This window comes from Microbacterium sp. KKR3/1 (genome assembly GCF_021272365.1).
In the GTDB taxonomy this organism is placed as follows: domain Bacteria; phylum Actinomycetota; class Actinomycetes; order Actinomycetales; family Microbacteriaceae; genus Microbacterium; species Microbacterium aurugineum.
Map to the genome: position 1 here is coordinate 226787 of NZ_JAJSDW010000001.1, position 14292 is coordinate 241078.

16 protein-coding genes are annotated in these 14292 nt (G+C 68.5%); 14 read left to right on the plus strand and 2 right to left on the minus strand.

The window, feature by feature from the left end; translation table 11 throughout:
* Nucleotides 1-11 precede the first annotated feature (11 nt).
* Nucleotides 12-665: a DUF1990 family protein gene (locus LVJ59_RS01095; RefSeq protein WP_047519935.1), complete on the plus strand. Its 654-nt coding sequence runs from the start codon at nt 12-14 to the stop codon at nt 663-665.
* On the plus strand, nt 665-1882 hold the full coding sequence (gene hemW, locus LVJ59_RS01100; RefSeq protein ID WP_232761715.1) for a radical SAM family heme chaperone HemW: 1218 nt from the start codon (nt 665-667) through the stop codon (nt 1880-1882). The genes LVJ59_RS01095 and hemW overlap by 1 nt, the downstream gene beginning before the upstream one ends.
* Nucleotides 1883-1895: 13 nt before the next feature.
* On the opposite strand, the gene LVJ59_RS01105 is transcribed toward hemW, so the two are convergent.
* Nucleotides 1896-3314, minus strand: coding sequence for a carboxylesterase/lipase family protein (locus LVJ59_RS01105; RefSeq protein WP_232761716.1), 1419 nt, complete (start codon nt 3312-3314; stop codon nt 1896-1898).
* A gap of 102 nt (nt 3315-3416) precedes the next feature.
* Here LVJ59_RS01105 and hrcA point away from each other — a divergent pair, with 102 nt between their 5' ends.
* From hrcA to LVJ59_RS01165, 12 genes are all read left to right on the plus strand, one after another.
* Nucleotides 3417-4448 (plus strand): heat-inducible transcriptional repressor HrcA, encoded by a 1032-nt coding sequence (gene hrcA / locus LVJ59_RS01110; protein WP_232761717.1) that lies wholly within the window; start codon nt 3417-3419, stop codon nt 4446-4448.
* Between the two features lie 36 nt (nt 4449-4484).
* Nucleotides 4485-5600 carry a molecular chaperone DnaJ gene (dnaJ, locus tag LVJ59_RS01115; RefSeq protein ID WP_232761718.1) on the plus strand — a complete coding sequence of 372 codons (1116 nt, stop codon included), beginning with the start codon at nt 4485-4487 and terminating at the stop codon, nt 5598-5600.
* Nucleotides 5601-5602: 2 nt separating this feature from the next.
* On the plus strand, nt 5603-6331 hold the full coding sequence (locus LVJ59_RS01120) for a 16S rRNA (uracil(1498)-N(3))-methyltransferase (RefSeq protein WP_232761719.1): 729 nt from the start codon (nt 5603-5605) through the stop codon (nt 6329-6331).
* 57 nt (nt 6332-6388) lie between these two features.
* The gene (locus LVJ59_RS01125; protein WP_232761720.1) at nt 6389-6739 is read left to right on the plus strand and encodes a histidine triad nucleotide-binding protein; all 351 of its coding nucleotides are present in this window, start codon (nt 6389-6391) and stop codon (nt 6737-6739) included.
* 79 nt (nt 6740-6818) lie between these two features.
* Nucleotides 6819-7844, plus strand: a complete 1026-nt coding sequence (locus LVJ59_RS01130) for a PhoH family protein (RefSeq protein ID WP_232763129.1) — start codon at nt 6819-6821, stop codon at nt 7842-7844.
* Nucleotides 7841-8299, plus strand: coding sequence for an rRNA maturation RNase YbeY (gene ybeY / locus LVJ59_RS01135; RefSeq protein ID WP_047519949.1), 459 nt, complete (start codon nt 7841-7843; stop codon nt 8297-8299). The genes LVJ59_RS01130 and ybeY overlap by 4 nt, the downstream gene beginning before the upstream one ends.
* Nucleotides 8296-9591 carry a hemolysin family protein gene (locus tag LVJ59_RS01140; RefSeq protein ID WP_232761721.1) on the plus strand — a complete coding sequence of 432 codons (1296 nt, stop codon included), beginning with the start codon at nt 8296-8298 and terminating at the stop codon, nt 9589-9591. The genes ybeY and LVJ59_RS01140 overlap by 4 nt, the downstream gene beginning before the upstream one ends.
* Nucleotides 9566-10480 carry a GTPase Era gene (gene era, locus LVJ59_RS01145; RefSeq protein WP_374199014.1) on the plus strand — a complete coding sequence of 305 codons (915 nt, stop codon included), beginning with the start codon at nt 9566-9568 and terminating at the stop codon, nt 10478-10480. Before LVJ59_RS01140 ends, era begins: the two co-directional genes overlap by 26 nt.
* Before the next feature lie 54 nt (nt 10481-10534).
* Nucleotides 10535-11056, plus strand: a complete 522-nt coding sequence (locus LVJ59_RS01150) for an RNA polymerase sigma factor (RefSeq protein ID WP_232761723.1) — start codon at nt 10535-10537, stop codon at nt 11054-11056.
* On the plus strand, nt 11056-12036 hold the full coding sequence (locus tag LVJ59_RS01155) for a hypothetical protein (protein ID WP_232761724.1): 981 nt from the start codon (nt 11056-11058) through the stop codon (nt 12034-12036). The genes LVJ59_RS01150 and LVJ59_RS01155 overlap by 1 nt, the downstream gene beginning before the upstream one ends.
* Nucleotides 12033-12506 (plus strand): hypothetical protein, encoded by a 474-nt coding sequence (locus LVJ59_RS01160; protein WP_232761725.1) that lies wholly within the window; start codon nt 12033-12035, stop codon nt 12504-12506. Before LVJ59_RS01155 ends, LVJ59_RS01160 begins: the two co-directional genes overlap by 4 nt.
* Nucleotides 12507-12518: 12 nt before the next feature.
* Complete coding sequence (locus LVJ59_RS01165) at nt 12519-13508, plus strand: NADP-dependent oxidoreductase (RefSeq protein ID WP_232761726.1); 990 nt, start codon at nt 12519-12521, stop codon at nt 13506-13508.
* Here LVJ59_RS01165 and LVJ59_RS01170 read toward each other — a convergent pair.
* Nucleotides 13480-14127: a hypothetical protein gene (locus LVJ59_RS01170; protein ID WP_232761727.1), complete on the minus strand. Its 648-nt coding sequence runs from the start codon at nt 14125-14127 to the stop codon at nt 13480-13482. The two genes, LVJ59_RS01165 and LVJ59_RS01170, sit on opposite strands and share 29 nt — an antisense overlap.
* Between the last annotated feature and the right edge of the window lie 165 nt (nt 14128-14292).

A 14292-nucleotide genomic window follows, 5' to 3' on the forward strand; every position in this document is an offset into this window, starting at 1 on the left:
GGGTGGAGGTCATGCGGCGCGGGACTTTCCGAGACGACACGGTGGACTATGCGGCCGTGGGTGCGACCCATGCGCCCGATCTGATGCACTACCCGCCGGAGCGCAGCATCCCGGCGGAGGAATCCTGGCGGATCGGCAGCGGCGTCGAGCGGTTCCAGACTGCCGGGGAAGCTCTCCTGTCCTGGACGGCGCAGCGCGCTGCCGGGCTCTCGGTCGAAGACGTGCGGCCGGCACCCGGACCCGCATACGCGGGCGTGAGCTTCGACGCCGAGGGGAATCCGATCGCCCCGAGCAAGCGCGATGTCGAGCCCCGCTACGACGCCGAGGGCATGCCGTTCGTCGGCGCAGGGATGACGTTGCACCTGCGCGGACGAGTCGCGGGGATGCGCGCCGACGCCGAGCTCCGCGTGATCTCGGTCACGGAAGAGACCCGGCGCATCGGATTCGTCCTCGGCACCGTCGGCGGGTCCGTCGTCAGCGGTGAGGAGTCGTTCGACGTCGACTGGCGTGAGGACAACGACGAGGTGTGGTTCACCGTGCGAGCGTTCGACGCACCGAACGCCCTCATCTACCGGACGATTCCCGCCCTCATGAAGCGTCGTCGCCGCGAGCTGTTCGCGCGCTACCTGCGGGCGATCTCGCCGCTCTACGCGACCCCCGTCTGATGGCGGGACCGCTCCCTCTCGGAGATCCGGCGCCGACGGACGGGCATCTTCCCTCCGACATCGTGATCGACCCGAACGTCCCGTTCTCCGCCTACCTGCACATTCCGTTCTGCACCGTGCGCTGCGGTTACTGCGACTTCAACACGTACACCTCGACCGAGCTGCGCGGGGCGAAGCAGGAAGACTACGCATCGACGTTGATCTCCGAGATCGCGCTCGCCCGTCGGGTGCTGGCTGATGCCGGGGCACTGCGTCCGATGGACACGGTCTTCTTCGGGGGTGGCACTCCGACACTCCTCCCCGCGGGAGACCTCGCCCGCATGCTCGAGGCGGCGACCGGAGCCTTCGGCCTCGCAGACGGGGCGGAGGTGACCGTCGAGGCGAACCCCGACACCGTGACCCCCGCGGTCGCCCGCACACTCGCCGACGCCGGCGTCACGCGGATGTCGGTGGGCATGCAGTCCGCCGTCCCCCACGTGCTCGCGGCCCTCGATCGCACGCACCGCCCCGAGAACGTGCGCACCGCGGTGGCTGCGGCGAAGGACGCCGGACTGGCGGTGAGCGTCGACCTGATCTACGGCGCACCGGGGGAGTCGCTCGCGGATTGGGAGGCCTCTCTCGATGCGGCACTCGCCCTCGAACCCGACCACATCTCGGCGTACGCGCTCATCATCGAGGACGGCACCAAGCTCGCGCGCCAGATTCGTCGGGGCGAGGTCCCGACGCCGGACGATGATCTGCAGGCCGACATGTACGAGCTCGCCGATGCCCGCCTCGGGGCAGGGGGTTTCGACTGGTACGAGGTGAGCAACTTTGCGCGCACTCCGGAGCGACGCTCGCGGCACAACCTGGCCTATTGGCGGGGGAGCGACTGGTGGGGGTTCGGCCCCGGTGCGCACAGCCACGTGGCCGGACTGCGGTGGTGGAACGTGAAGCACCCGGCCGCCTACGCGCAGAGGCTCGCGGCATCCGAGTCGCCGGCGGCGGGAACCGAGCGCCCCGATGTGGAGTCGCGCACGCTGGAGCGGATCCTGCTGCTCAGCCGGATCCGCGAGGGGATCGCCGTCGATGAGGTGCCCGCCGGGAACCGGAGCCGGGTCGCGGGCCTCATCGCCGATGGCCTCGTCGACCCTGCGGCCGCGATCCGGGGGCGCATCCAGCTGACTCTGAGAGGGCGGCTCCTCGCGGATGCCGTGGTACGCGCGTTGACCGACTGACGCCGGAGCGCTGTCAGCCCGGAAGCAGGTCCATGCCCGCGGTGCGGCGCTGCGGCACCGTCGCACTGACCGTATCGAACACCCGCGTGCGACGCTCGGAGCCGTACACGGGCCAGCCCGGATCTCCGCCGGTCACGAAGCCGACCCAGGCTGTGTTCATCTCGGTCGCGAGTGCGCCCGGTGCCGCGGTGCCGGCGAGTCGTCGCGCCTCCTCATCGTCGAGCCGGTCGAACACGAAGCCGAGTTCGAGCGCGTGCGCCGCTCGGAGGTCTCGGACGGGACTGGGCCACGCGAATTCGTAGACGTGCGTGCTCTCGGGGCGTGCGGATGCCACACGGCTCAGCGGTGCGCGCAGCATCATGTCGGTGACGAGTTGCCCGAAAACCTCTCCCGTGTTGGCTCCGGGGAATGCGGACCGGTACTCGGACACCGCGCGGCGCGGGATGCGCGAGAGGAGACGTGCGGCCTGCAGCTTGAACTCGCTGATGCCGGCGAGCGCCTCGGGCGGGAACCACAATCGGTACTCGTCGGTGTTGCTGCCGATGAGCAGCGGCGTGTCGATCTCGCCGAGGACCTCGTGAGGGGACCGCGGAAGGCTGTCCGGATCGATCGCGATCTGGAAGCCGGGTGCGCCGCCGAGCGGGGAGGAGCCTGCGGACTGTTCTCTCCTCGCGTCGAGGAGCTGCGCGGGCGAGAGCGCGGCGAACGAGTCCCGATCGGCGCGGACCCCGAGGCGCTTCGCGAGCTGCGCCGTCACACGTCCCGCCTTCTTCGGGGTCTGCGCCTGGAGCGGGCCCGACTCGATGATCGCGCGACTGATGAGAGCGCGGGAGTCGTCTCGGGCGAGCAAGGCCGCCACGATCGCGCCGCCCGCCGATTCCCCCATCGCCGTGATGTGTGATGGATCCCCGCCGAACGCCGAGATCTCGCGGTGCACCCACTCCACGGCCGCGGCGGCGTCGCGCAGACCGAGATTGCGGGGGGCGCCGTCGAGGACGGAGAAGCCCTCGGAGCCCAGACGGTAGTTGATGGAGACGAAGACGATGCCCGCCCTGGCGAACACCGCCCCGTCGTAGAGCGGCAGCGCGGCAGTGCCCCGCTCGAGCGCTCCGCCATGAATCCACAGCAGCACGGGGGCATCGGATGCGTTGGTCGGAGCCCACACGTTCGCGGTCAGGATGTCGTCACCGTCGAGGATCACCGACCCCAGCAGCTCGCCGATCGGACCCGCGTGCGGCACCTGCGGTGAGGTCGGGCCGAAGCGGGTGGCCTCGCGGATGCCGGACCAGGCATCGACCGGCTGGGGGGCGCGGAATCGGTTCGCCCCGAACGGCGCCTGCGCATAGGGAATGCCGAGGTAACGGACGACCCCGCCCTCCTCGGTGCCGCGGACGATGCCGCACGACAGGGTGGCCTGGGGTGAGGTGGTCATGAGCGTCATCCTAGGGTTGTGCGTCTGCAGTACGGAGACTACCGAGCTGAACGGGGTAGGATTGGCACTCTGAACGTCCGAGTGCCAGCGGAAGGGAAGGCGATGGTCACAGAGCGAGGACTCCAGGTTCTCCGCGCGATCGTGCAGGACTACGTCGAGACCCACGAACCCGTCGGCAGCCGTTCCATCGTGGACCGCCACTCCTTCGGGGTCTCCGCGGCGACCATTCGCAACGACATGGCGCTACTCGAAGACGAAGAACTCATCACGGCGCCGCACACGTCTTCAGGGCGGGTGCCCACCGACAAGGGCTATCGCGTCTTCGTGAATCATCTCGCGCAGCTGCGACCGCTCTCCTCGGCGCAGCGGTCCGCCATCGAGTCGTTCCTCGGCGAGCCGGCCGACCTCGACGACCTCATGGTGCGCACGGTCCGGGTGCTGACCCAGCTCACCGGCCAGGTCGCACTCGCGCAGTACCCCTCGTTCGCCCGCGCACACGTCACGCACGTGGAGCTCGTCGCGCTGGCGCCCAATCGGCTCCTGATCGTCCTCGTCACCGACGCCGGCGGAGTGTCGCAGCGTGTGGCCATGTTGCCGGAGTCGATCGACGAGGCCGAGATGGCCGTGCTGCGGGCGCGCCTATCGGCGCTGATCACGGGGCAGGGCATCGGCGAGGCATCCGACCGGCTCCAGGGGCTGCTCGCGGAGGATGAGGTGGCCAAGGACCGCGTGCTGCGCTCGATCGCCGGTGTCGTGATGGATGAACTCGGCGGTTTCCGGCAGGAGCGTCTGGTGATGGCGGGTGCCGCCACCCTCGCACGTCGAGAACAGGACTTCCGTGGAAGCATCCACCCGCTTCTCGAAGCGATCGAGGAGCAGGTGACGCTGCTGCGGCTGATGAGCGAGATGGTGACCGACGAGCACGGACTCGCGGCCAGCATCGGCACGGAGAACGCGCCGTTCGGCCTCGGTGAGGCATCGATCGTCGCCAGCAACTACGCCGCCCCCAGCGGTACGGCGCGAGTCGGCGTCATGGGGCCGACGCGCATGGACTACCCGAGCAACCTCGCCGCAGCACGGGCCGTAGCCCGCTACCTGTCGCGGATGCTCGACGAAGACGAGGCCGGCCGCTGACGCGGCCGCCGAGAGAACACACGCAGAAAGGCGATTGTGGCGGACCACTATGAGGTTCTCGGGGTGTCCCGGGACGCTTCCACCGACGAGATCAAGAAGGCGTATCGACGTCTTGCGCGACAGCTGCACCCGGATGTGAATCCCGGTGAAGACGCCGCAGAGCGCTTCAAGCTCGTCACCCACGCGTACGACGTCCTCAGCGATGACGAGTCGCGTCGCCGCTACGACATGGGCGGCGGAGACGCCGCTGCCGGCAACTTCGGTGGCTTCGGTGGCTTCGGGGATATCTTCGAGACCTTCTTCGGCGCGTCGCAGGGCGGTGGGCGCGGCGCGCGTCCGCGTTCGCGTCGGGAGCGCGGGCAGGACGCACTCGTGCGGGTGTCCCTCGATCTGGGCGACGTGGTGTTCGGTGCGCATCGCGACATCGAGGTCGATACGGCCGTGCTGTGCGAGACCTGTCAGGGGTCCTGCTGCCAGGAGGGCACCTCGCCCGTCACGTGCGACATCTGCGGTGGGTCGGGGCACGTGCAGCGGCAGGTGCGGAGCCTCCTCGGCAACGTCGTGACCTCCCAGCCGTGCGGCACCTGCGAGGGGTACGGCACCACCATCCCGCATCCGTGCGGCACCTGCGGCGGGCAGGGACGCGTGCGCTCGCGCCGGACGGTCTCCCTCGACATCCCGGCCGGCGTCGAGACCGGACTCCGCCTCCAGCTTCCCGGTTCCGGCGAGGTCGGCAAGGCGGGCGGTCCGAACGGAGATCTGTACGTCGAGGTGACGGTCAACGCCCACCCGGCGTTCAGCCGTGACGGCGATGACCTGCTCGCGACGCTCGAAGTGTCGATGACCGACGCGATCCTCGGCACCGAGACCACGATCCAGGGACTGGATGGTGAGGTCGATCTCGAGATCCGGGCCGGCGTGCAGTCCGGTGACGTGCTGACCATCAAGGGGCGAGGCATCACCCCGCTCCGTGGCACGCAGCGCGGTGATCTGCGCGTCGGCGTCCAGGTGCTCACCCCGACCCGGCTCGATTCGGCGCAGCGGGCTCTCATCGAGGACTTCGCGAAGAAGACCAAGGCCCCGGACCCCCAGCTCGCGCAGTTCCAGCAGGGCCTCTTCTCGAAGCTCCGCGATCGTTTCCGCAGCCACTGATCATGGCGCTGCACTTCGTGGTCGAGTCGGCATCGGACGCGGTCGCCGGCGATGTCGTCTCCTTGACCGGGGCCGAGGCGAAGCACGCGGCCGTCGTCCGTCGACTTCGGGTCGGTGAAGAGGTGACCGTCGGCGACGGAGCAGGAGTGTGGCTGACCGGTGCAGCGGAGGAGGTGTCCCCGACACGCGTGGAGGTGCGAATCGCCCGGCGCTCGGAGCACCCGGCTCCGTCTCCGCGGATCACCCTCGTCCAGGCGCTGGCGAAGGGCGACCGGGACGAGCTCGCCGTGCAAGCGGCCTGCGAGCTCGGAGTCGACGAGATCGTGCCCTGGCAGGCGGCGCGCAGTGTCTCCCGCTGGGAAGGGCCGAAGGCGGTGAAGGGCCGCGAGCGGTGGGCGACCATCGTCCGCGAAGCCGCCAAGCAGGCCCACCGCTCGTGGCTTCCGGACGTCGTCGCCCCGGTGTCGACGAGACAACTCGCCGAACGTGCGAGCTCACAGCGTGTCCTCGTGCTCGACCCCACCGCGGCGGTGCGCCTGTCGGAGATCGAGGCAGACGGCCGTGATCTGATTCTGGTGGTGGGGCCGGAAGGCGGGATCTCGGACGAGGAACTCGACCGGCTCACCGAGGCGGGTGCCGAGCGCGTACGTCTCGGCGACACGGTGCTGCGCACATCGACGGCAGGTCCGGCCGCGATCGCCGTGCTCTCCGTGACCCTCGGGCGCTGGTGACCTCCCGCGCCGAGGCGACAGGGGAGCGCGCATGCCGCGATCAGTAGACTTGAGAACATGACGGAACCCTCGATCTTCACGCGCATTCTGAACGGGGAGATCCCTGCCGAGATCCTCGGGGAGACGGAGCGGGTCTTCGCGCTGCGGGACATCGCTCCGCAGGCTCCCGTGCACCTGCTCGTCGTACCCAAGTCCGCCGACTACCGCGACGTCACCGAACTCGCTGCCGGAGACCCGTCGCTCCTGGCCGAGATGGTCGCGTTCGCCACGGAGTTGGCTGCGAAGCACAGCGACGACGGCGACTTCCGCCTCGTCTTCAACACCGGCGCCGGTGCCGGACAGACCGTTTTCCACGTCCATGCGCATGTGCTGGCCGGAGGATTGACTGAGAAGAGTGTCGGTGCCTGAGAATCACGAACCGCAGGAGCGCAGCCTGGGCGGCCGGCCTCCCGAGTCCGTCGAGACGATCTATGCCGACGGAGTCGCCATGGTGCAGCTGCTCGGTCCGCAGGACCGTCTGCTGCGGATGCTCGAGAGGGAGCATCCTGACGTCCAGGTGCTCGTCCGCGGGAACGAGATCACCCTCAGCGGTGACACCGACGCGGTCAGGAAGGCGAAGGCGCTTGTGGAGGAGCTGCTTGCAATGACCCGGGCCGGGCACGATCTGGCTCCGAGCGACGTCTCCAGTTCCGCACGCATGCTGCGTCAGGAGGGGGGACCGCGGCCCAGCGAGGTGCTCGGTGAGGCGATCCTGACGACGCGCGGGAAGGTGATCCGTCCGAAGACCCTCGGCCAGAAGGAGTACGTCGACGCGATCGAGGAGAACACGGTCGTCTTCGGCATCGGCCCTGCTGGTACCGGCAAGACCTACCTCGCGATGGCGAAGGCCGTTCAGGCGCTGCAGCGCAAGGAGGTCACCCGGATCATCCTCACGCGGCCCGCGGTCGAGGCGGGGGAGCGGCTCGGGTTCCTTCCCGGCACGCTCACCGACAAGATCGACCCGTACCTGCGGCCGTTGTACGACGCCCTCAACGAGATGATGGACCCGGAGATCGTCCCGCGTCTGATGGCGACGGGGACCATCGAGGTCGCTCCGCTCGCGTACATGCGCGGGCGCACGCTGAACGATTCTTTCGTCGTGCTCGACGAGGCCCAGAACACCACGCCCGAGCAGATGAAGATGTTCCTCACCCGTCTCGGCTTCGGCACGCGGATGGTGGTGACGGGCGACATCACCCAGGTCGACCTCCCGCAGGGCTCGTCCGGTCTCCGACTCGTGACGCGTGTGCTCGACGGTATCGACGACATCCACTTCGCGCGGCTCACCAGCGCCGACGTCGTGCGGCACTCGCTGGTCGGCCGCATCGTCGACGCATACAGCGAGTACGACGAGAAGCGCACTGCCCAGCGCTTCGAACGCGAACAGGCCGCCGAGTTCGCCAACAGGGCCGACCGCCGAGGGGCGCAGCGCCCCGGACCACGGGACCGCATGCCGAAACGAGGACTCTCATGATCGAGATCAACAACGAGTCGGCCATCGACGTCGACGAGACCGTGCTCCAGCGGCTCACGGACTACAACCTCGCGCAGCTCCACGTCAGCCCGGATGCCGAGGTCGCCATCGTCCTCGTGGACGAGGGGGCCATGGAGGCGCTTCACGTGCAGTGGATGGACGAGCCCGGTCCCACCGATGTGCTCAGTTTCCCGATGGACGAGCTCCGTCCCGGCACCGAGGACCGTCCGACCGCTCCCGGACTGCTGGGCGACATCGTGCTGTGCCCCCAGGTGGCCGAGACGCAGGCTCAGGCGGCGAAGCACACCCTGATGGACGAGCTCATCCTGCTCACCACGCACGGGCTGCTCCACCTCCTCGGCTTCGATCATGCTGAGCCCGACGAGGAGCGTGAGATGTTCGGACTGCAGAAGGAGCTGATCCAGGGCTTCGCCGCGTCCGAACGCCGCCGATGACGGCCGTCCTCCTGCTCATCGGAGCCGTCCTGCTGGTCGCCTTCGGCGGTCTCATGGCCGCGATCGATGCCGCGTACGGTGTCACCTCCCGCGTCGGTCTCGCCGACATGGCGAATGAGGGGCGCAAAGCGAAGGCTCTGCGACGCATCGCCGCCGATCTGGATGCGCACGTCAACGCCGTCGCCTTCATCCGCGTGCTGGCGGAGGTCACCGCAGCCGTCCTCGTGACGGTCGCGTTCACGATCCTCATCGACAACAACTGGTGGGCGATGCTCGCCGCCGCGGTGCTGATGACGGCGATCACGTTCGTGCTCGTCGGTGCGAGTCCGCGCTCCTTCGGCCGCCAGCACGCCGAAGGCATGATCCGCCGAACCGCGTCGATCGTGCGCGGCCTCCGCATCATCCTCGGCCCGCTCGCCCAGGCTCTCGTGGTGCTGGGCAACAGGGTCACGCCGGGCACCGGTCGCAGCTCGTTCACCAGTGAGGATCAGTTGCTCAGCATGGTCGACGAGGCCGCCTCGAACGACCTCATCGAGGAAGACGATCGCGACCTCATCCACTCGGTGTTCGACTTCACCGATCAGTTCGTCCGCGCCGTGATGGTGCCCCGGACCGAGATGGTGACGGTTGATGCGACCGCCACGACCGACGAGGCGATGTCGCTGTTCCTGAACCGCGGCGTCTCGAGGATGCCGGTCGTGGATGATGACGCGGATGACGTCGTCGGCGTTCTGTATCTCAAGGACCTCGTGCAGTTCGCCTATCGCGATGACAGTGCTTGGCGGGCCGCGTCGATCCGGCCGATCGCACGGCCTGCGACCTTCGTACCGGAGTCCATGCGCGCGGAGACCCTGCTGCAGCAGATGAAGCGCGACGCCGTGCACGTGTGCCTGGTGATCGACGAGCACGGAGGAATCTCGGGGCTCGTGACGCTGGAGGACCTGATCGAGGAACTCGTGGGAGAGATCTCGGATGAGTACGATCAGGTATCCGCAGAATTCGTCGATCTCGGTCACGGACGATACCGCGTGAGTGCGCGTCTCTCCCTCGAAGACGTGGGCGATCTCTTCGGCCTCGAACTCGAGGATGAAGACGTCGACTCGATCGGCGGCTTGCTCGGCAAGGCGCTGGGACAGGTTCCGCAGCCCGGTGCGACGGCCACCGTGGCAGGGCTGGTTCTGACGGGTGGGGCATCTCGTGGTCGTGGTCGCGGGATCGCGACGGTGTTCGCGGAACGGGCGGCAGGGGAACCTGTCGCGACGCAGGATGAAGGAGAGCGAGACGATGACTGAGGAAACCCGAAGCGGGTTCGTGACGTTCGTCGGTCGACCCAACGTCGGCAAGTCGACGCTGACGAACGCTCTCGTCGGCGAGAAGATCGCGATCACCAGCGAGAAGCCCCAGACGACACGGCGCGCCATCCGCGGCATCGTGAACCGCCCGGAAGGGCAGCTCGTCATCGTCGACACCCCGGGGATCCACAAGCCGCGCACGTTGCTCGGCGAACGGTTGAACGACCTCGTGGAGCAGGTGCTCGGTGACGTCGACGTGATCGGATTCTGTGTCCCGGCCAATGAGAAGGTCGGCCCGGGGGATCGACGGATCGCGGCTTCGCTCGACGGCTACCCGCGGGCGAAGAAGATCGCGATCGTGACGAAGACCGATGCGGCGGCCCGTGACGACATCACCGCGAGGCTGCTCGAGGTGGATGCTCTGCGCGAGGACTGGGCAGCGGTCATCCCGCTCTCGGCACTCACCCGCGATCAGCTTGATGTGCTCTCCGACGAGATCCTGCTGCTGATGCCGAAGGGCCCCGCCTTGTATCCGGAGGGGATCACGACGGATGAGTCCCAGGAGGACCGCATCGCCGAGATGATCCGCGAAGCAGCGCTCGAAGGAGTGCGTGACGAGCTCCCGCACTCGATAGCGATCGTGATCGACGACATCGCGCCGCGCGAGGGCACCGACCTGACCGACGTGCACGCCTCGATCGTGGTGGAACGTGATAGCCAGAAGGCGATCATCATCGGTCACAAGGGCAAGCGTCTCAGCGAGGTGGGAGCTCGTGCCCGTAGCGGTATCGAGGAACTGCTCGGCACCCGTGTGTTCCTGGGCCTGCATGTCAAGGTCGCGAAGGAGTGGCAGCGCGACCCGAAGCAACTCGGCAGACTCGGCTTCTGACATGCGAGCAGGTCACACGTCGATGGCGGCGGGAAGGCCGCCGACCCCGGCGACATGAACGATCGCAGCGAAGACCCGAATCCGCTGCGCGACGAGGTCTTCATCCGAGTGTTCGATGAGCACTGGGCAGCTGTGCGGCACCACATAGAAGGAGTCGTCGCGGACGACCAGGAAGTCACCGAGATCGTCTCGGAGGTCTTCCTGAGCGCGTGGACCCGGCTCCGGCCTGCTCGTCCACCCGGCCGGGTCTGGTTGCTCCGCGTCGCCGACCGGCACCTGCGTGCGCGTGTCGGACCGAAGTCGATGCCGCACAGTGCGCTCGAGGCCGTGCATCAGGGGGTCTTCGGGGAGGACGAGGAATCCGGCCGGCAGGGTCGTTTCGAAGTCATCCGTGCTTTGGGTGTCCTCACTCAGGAACAACGGCGTATCATCATGCTGACGTACTGGGATGGACTCGCGGTGGGGGAGATCGCGCAGTTGATGCGCGCTTCCGAGTTCCGCGTGCGGAAGAGGCTGAGCCAAGCACAGGATCGCCTGCGTGCGGAGCTGGGCCTGGGAGGGGGTGATGATGGGTGATGACGCAGAACGCGGTGCTCGAGCGCATGCTGACTGACGCCGACCCTGCTTCCACGCCTCGTGACGCGTCGCCGGATGTACGGGCGCTCGCGACCCGCGATCGCATCCTCCGCACGACGCGTGCTCCGAGACGACGCCGCGCGCGCACGCTCGGGTGGGCCGGCGGTCTCACCGCGGTCGCGGCGTCCGCGGCGCTGGCGTTCGCCGTCTTCGCACCGCAGGGTGCCGCCGTCGCCGGAACGCCGTCGCCGCTCGACTTCAGTGGCTCGTCGACCGTCGCCCAGATCGTCGATGAGGCGGGCGTCGCCCTCGCGAACTCGACGGGACCTTCGATCCCGTCGCGCACGGTCAGGACGGCCTCGTGGGGATTCTCGGTCGAGGTCGACACCAAGACCACGACCGTCGTCCCCCAGCTCTCGACGCTCACCTGGGAGCCCGACGGTTCCGGACGGATGACCATCATCGCGGGTGTTCCCTACGATCCGGAAGACGCGGTCGCCAGCAATGGGGCCGAGGTCACCAGCAGCGGCGAGGTCGTCACCGATCTGATCATGGGAGAAGGCGACTTCGAGACCCCGTGGAAGACGGTTCCCGGCGAGACCGGCGAGGACATGGTCGCTATGCTCCGCGCGTTCGGCATGCCGGAGGATCCGACGGCCTTCGAGGTGGAGACGGCGATGACCACGGCGCTCGACCAGTGGACGCTGACCGACGCGCAGCACGAGGAACTGCTCGTTCTGCTCGCGGAGACGGGCGGCGGCGAAGCTCTCGGGACGACGACGGATCGACTGGGCCGACCGGTGGCCGGCATCCGCGTCCTGTCACCGGACGAGGCCGTGAGCGACCTGATCCTGGTGTCGCGCGAGACCGGTCGGATCGTCGGCATCGAACGCACGGTGCTGAAGGATGACGGGGTGTTCTCCGCGGGCGCCATCATCTCCTACCGGATGTGGGACCTCGATGAGGACACCGTCCGATGAAGCTCCGCACCGTGCTGGCGGCCGTCCTGTTCGGCGCCGTCCTGGCGTGGGCAGCGGTGCCGACCATGGCTTCGGCGCGCGATGATCATGACGTGGACCCGCTGGTCGCGGCGATGCTCGACGAGGTCCCCGGTGGTGTGATCGTCGATGCGACTCACGCCGTGTGGCCGGCGCTGGACATGGCTCTGAGCGTGCCGTCGGCATCGGACCTGACGGCGCGCTCCGTCGGAAGCTGTGCGACCGGCAGGTTCTGCGCATACAACGCGCTCTCCCTGGCCGGAGGTTCGCTCTCGTTCGGAGGCTGCGGAGTCAACACCGTGCCGCCGAGCTTCACCGTGCGGTCCGTGGCGAATGCGCGCAGTGCCGGATATGTCCAGGCACGCAACGGTGCCACCGTGTTGAAGACGGTGGGTGCCGGAAACTGGGCGAACGTGTCCGGTACCGTGAACAACCTTCGCTGCGCCGCCTGAGCGAGTCCGCCGATGTCGACGTCGAAGAAGCTCCTCGAAGCACGACACTGGGTCGCCACGTCGTGGGGCTCGCCCGAGGCATGGGAGTTCACCGACGTCAGCATTCCGCCGCCGACGGCGGGTGAGGTGACGATCCGTGTGCGCGCCGCGGGGGTGAACCCGGCCGACGCGAAACACGTCGCCGCGGCGAGGTCTGACTCCGCTCTTCCGGTCCCGATCGGCTACGAGGTCTCCGGTGAGATCATCGCGATCGGACCGGACACGCGGATCGGCTCCGGGACCGCGTCGGAGGGCGATGAGGTCGTGGCTTTCCGGGTGCGGGGCGGATACGCGACGGCACTCACCGTTCCCGCAGAGAAGGTGTTCGCGAAACCGTCGACCCTCTCGCATCCGGAGGCGGCGAACCTGCTGCTCGTGGGCACCACGGCCGCCGAGATGCTCGCGGTCACCGGGGCGACGCCAGGGGAGACCATCCTCCTCCACGGTGCCTCAGGCGCGGTCGGGGTGAGCGTCTTGCAACAGGCCCGGCTGCGAGGCATCCGTGTGATCGGTACGGCGAGCGAGAACCGCTTCGATGAGGTGACCCGATTCGGCGGCATACCTGTCCGCTACGGCACGGGGCTCGCCGATCGCGTGAGGGAGGTGGCGGCGGGGCCCATCTCGGCGGCACTCGATGCTGTCGGTACGGACGAGGCCGTGGACGTGTCGCTCGCTCTCGTCTCCGCCCCTCGCCGCATCGTCACGATCGCGGCCCCCGGTCGCGCCGAGGCCGCTGGGTTCCTCGCGATCGCGGGTTCCCAGCCGGCCAGTGCCCGCTTCCGCGACGAGGTGCGGGGGGAGCTGATCGCGCTGGCCCAGAACGGCGACCTCGAGGTGCCGCTCGCGCAGACCTTCCCGCTCGAGCGAGCCCAAGACGCCCACCGCCTCCTGGCGACGGGACACCCCGGAGGCAAGCTGGCTCTGATCCCGGAGGTCAGTCGGTCTCGCGAAGTGCGGAGCTGACGACCACCACTCGTTCGCCGTACTCGGCGTCCATCGCTTCCTGGATCGCGCCGTCATCCCAGACGACCTGTACCCAGACATATCCGCGATCCGTCCCGACCGTGACCGCTTCCGTGCCGAGGCGTGCCGCGATGTCGTCTTGGACCCGTGCGAGCTCATCCTCGGGAGTCGTGCCGTCGACTCCTCCCGTCGGATCCTCCGGAGCGATCGAGTCGTACAGTGCGGCCATGATCGGCGGATCGGTCATGGTGAGTCGCTCGCCGTCGTAGGTGGCGTACACCGCATAGTCGCCCCAGGTCGTCTCGCCGCTGTCGTCGCTGCCTTCGACGCCGTCCCAGGTCCAGCCGTCCAACGGCACGCCGAGGCACTGCGGCGGGTAGGACTCCATGATCGCCCCCAGGCACAACTGCACGTCCCCGCTCGCGTCCAGCACCATGCCCACCCCGACCACACGCCCCTCCGGCGGCACGGGGTGCGCCTCTTCCAGCCGTTGATCGGACGGAACCGTGGTGCTCGTGGGTGCCGCCGCGGGTCCGGGGACGAACGCGCAACCGCCGAGGAACAGGAGACCGACGGCGGATACCGCGGCGAGGGCCAGAGGACGTAGCGATGTGCTCATGTGCGGGAAGTGTCGCGCGGCGCGCAATCGTCTCAGATTCGTCGAAGTGGAGGCGTGTTCCCTGCTAGCATGACGACATGCCTTTCGGCGGTCTGCTTCTTCTTAGCTGCCGCGACGAGTCCTCAAGCTAGGGCCTCCCTCGTCGCGGCGCTTGTGTTGGCCCGT

Excerpts from the sequence above, each read along its gene's own strand:
- LVJ59_RS01170 (WP_232761727.1), bottom strand. The coding sequence starts at position 14,127 with ATGAGCACATCGCTACGTCCTCTGGCCCTCGCCGCGGTATCCGCCGTC.
- LVJ59_RS01155 (WP_232761724.1), top strand. The coding sequence starts at position 11,056 with ATGACGCAGAACGCGGTGCTCGAGCGCATGCTGACTGACGCCGACCCT.
- LVJ59_RS01095 (WP_047519935.1), top strand. The coding sequence starts at position 12 with ATGCGGCGCGGGACTTTCCGAGACGACACGGTGGACTATGCGGCCGTG.
- LVJ59_RS01105 (WP_232761716.1), bottom strand. The coding sequence starts at position 3,314 with ATGACCACCTCACCCCAGGCCACCCTGTCGTGCGGCATCGTCCGCGGC.
- LVJ59_RS01160 (WP_232761725.1), top strand. The coding sequence starts at position 12,033 with ATGAAGCTCCGCACCGTGCTGGCGGCCGTCCTGTTCGGCGCCGTCCTG.
- era (WP_374199014.1), top strand. The coding sequence starts at position 9,566 with ATGAAGGAGAGCGAGACGATGACTGAGGAAACCCGAAGCGGGTTCGTG.
- LVJ59_RS01130 (WP_232763129.1), top strand. The coding sequence starts at position 6,819 with ATGGTGCAGCTGCTCGGTCCGCAGGACCGTCTGCTGCGGATGCTCGAG.
- hemW (WP_232761715.1), top strand. The coding sequence starts at position 665 with ATGGCGGGACCGCTCCCTCTCGGAGATCCGGCGCCGACGGACGGGCAT.
- LVJ59_RS01165 (WP_232761726.1), top strand. The coding sequence starts at position 12,519 with ATGTCGACGTCGAAGAAGCTCCTCGAAGCACGACACTGGGTCGCCACG.
- hrcA (WP_232761717.1), top strand. The coding sequence starts at position 3,417 with ATGGTCACAGAGCGAGGACTCCAGGTTCTCCGCGCGATCGTGCAGGAC.
- LVJ59_RS01125 (WP_232761720.1), top strand. The coding sequence starts at position 6,389 with ATGACGGAACCCTCGATCTTCACGCGCATTCTGAACGGGGAGATCCCT.
- ybeY (WP_047519949.1), top strand. The coding sequence starts at position 7,841 with ATGATCGAGATCAACAACGAGTCGGCCATCGACGTCGACGAGACCGTG.
- LVJ59_RS01150 (WP_232761723.1), top strand. The coding sequence starts at position 10,535 with ATGAACGATCGCAGCGAAGACCCGAATCCGCTGCGCGACGAGGTCTTC.
- LVJ59_RS01120 (WP_232761719.1), top strand. The coding sequence starts at position 5,603 with ATGGCGCTGCACTTCGTGGTCGAGTCGGCATCGGACGCGGTCGCCGGC.
- LVJ59_RS01140 (WP_232761721.1), top strand. The coding sequence starts at position 8,296 with ATGACGGCCGTCCTCCTGCTCATCGGAGCCGTCCTGCTGGTCGCCTTC.